The sequence below is a fragment of the Flavobacterium aurantiibacter genome, from assembly GCF_002251775.1.
Classification (GTDB): Bacteria; Bacteroidota; Bacteroidia; order Flavobacteriales; family Flavobacteriaceae; genus Flavobacterium; species Flavobacterium aurantiibacter.
The window spans coordinates 1-1,332 of the sequence record NZ_NOXX01000065.1 but is presented as its reverse complement, the minus strand read 5'-3'; the positions used below and the strand labels follow the sequence as shown (position 1 = coordinate 1,332).

The following is a 1,332-nucleotide window of genomic DNA, read 5'->3' as shown; positions in this document are numbered from 1 at the left end:
ACAAACTGTGTAAGTTGAAAAATAATGGGGTTTTAAAACCCCATTATTTTTTTGTTTAATTTTAAATTTTTACACCGTATTATGAAAAAAGAAGATTTATTATCTGATGAATTTTTGAAGCAATTCAAAACGGGTGAAGACCTAAATGGTTTTCTTGTCCAACTACAAAAACGTGGATTGGAAGCTATCCTTAATGGTGAGTTAGATGCTCATTTAGGATATGATAAACACGAAAAATCGGCCACAGCCAACTCTAGGAATGGCTACTCAAGCAAAAAGGTCAAAACCTCATTTGGGGAATCAAAGATTCAGGTTCCCAGAGACCGAGAAGCCTCATTCAACCCGATGATTGTTCCCAAAAGACAAAGCATGGTTGATGGTTTAGAAAATGTGATAGTATCATTATATGCCAAAGGGATGAGCGTTAGTGATATTGAAGAACAGATTAGAGAGGTTTATCATTTTGATGTCTCTACATCCACTATATCACGAATAACTGAATCGATAGCTAATGATATTATTGCTTGGCAAAATCGTCCATTAGAGTCCGTTTATTTAATCGTTTGGATGGATGGCATCGTGTTCAAAGTACGTGAAAGTTCAAAGGTGGTCAACAAGACTATTTATCTCGCCGTAGGCCTCAATAGAGATGGAAAGAAGGAAGTTTTAGGTATGTGGTTAGGTAAGAACGAAAGTGCTAGTTTTTGGCTTGGAGTTATGACTGATTTAAAAGCCAGAGGTGTTGAAGACATCCTAATTACAGCAACCGACAATCTAAATGGGTTTACGCAAACCATCAAAAATGTTTTCCCAGAATCCCAAACACAAATCTGTGTAGTGCATCAAATTAGGAACTCTGCACGTTATGTTGTTTGGAAGGATAAGAAGGAGTTCTCAAGAGATATGAAGCATATTTATGATGCCCCAACCAAACAAGCTGCCAGAGGAGCATTGGAGGATTTTGCTAACAAATGGAATCATAAATACCCATATGCTGTAAAATCCTGGAAAGAAAACTGGGAGGAACTTACGGTGTTTTTTGACTTCCCAATCGAAATCAGAAAAATTATTTACACTACAAATCTAATCGAAAATCTCAATGGAAAAATTAGAAAATATACCAAAAACAAATTATCGTTCCCAACGGATGAAGCAGTTTTAAAATCCGTATATTTGGCTCTGAGAGAAGCAACCAAAAAATGGTCAATGCCAATCCAAAACTGGGGATTAATCCTCAACCAGTTCTTAACTATATTTGAAAAAAGGGTTCAACTTTAAGTAAAAAGTCAAACCCTGTTATTTTTTAACTTACACACTTTGCGGGATAGTGTC

Annotated in this window: 1 protein-coding gene; it reads left to right on the top strand. The window is 36.0% G+C overall.

The genetic code is table 11. The annotated features are described in order from the left end of the window. Window positions 1-81: 81 nt before the first annotated feature. Complete coding sequence (locus tag CHX27_RS00805) at window positions 82-1,278, top strand: IS256 family transposase (protein ID WP_094484883.1); 1,197 nt, start codon at window positions 82-84, stop codon at window positions 1,276-1,278. Window positions 1,279-1,332: the final 54 nt, after the last annotated feature.

Bases quoted from the DNA above. Each gene is read 5' to 3' on its own strand.
- CHX27_RS00805 (WP_094484883.1), top strand. From the start codon at position 82: ATGAAAAAAGAAGATTTATTATCTGATGAATTTTTGAAGCAATTCAAA.